This window comes from Gilvimarinus sp. 1_MG-2023 (assembly GCF_030548285.1).
Window position 1 is genome coordinate 1 of sequence record NZ_JAUOSC010000286.1, and the last position, 387, is coordinate 387.

Below are 387 nucleotides of genomic sequence, written 5' to 3' on the forward strand. Positions count from 1 at the left end.
CTTCATGACTGGCCAGCCGTTCACCATAACGCCCCAGAGTTCGTGAGATCGACAGGCCGCGAACCATGGCCGCCGGGGTAAAATAATTAAACTGATGCGCCGCCACAGCATTCAGCCCTGCCATGGCCGCGGCACTGATAAACCAACCCGAGACGGCCAGCAAGGCAACCCCGGAAAATGCCGTCAGCACCGCCAGAAAAATCCCCAGCAGAGCCAGCTTTTGCTCAGCCGCCAGCTGGCGAAAATAATGTTGTGACAAGGACTTCATAACAAGGCCTCCGCTGCTGCCGCTTTGGTCAGCGAGATCTCCAGATCAAACAACTCACGCTCCCCCGGGCGATGACTGGCCATTACCAGCATGCCGCCATCCGCCGCAAAAACCGCCAG

Annotated in this window: 1 pseudogene; it reads right to left on the reverse strand. The window is 58.4% G+C overall.

The annotated features are described in order from the left end of the window. Positions 1 to 268 (reverse strand): annotated as a pseudogene (locus Q4563_RS16820) (hypothetical protein); the annotation flags it as partial. Positions 269 to 387: the final 119 nt, after the last annotated feature.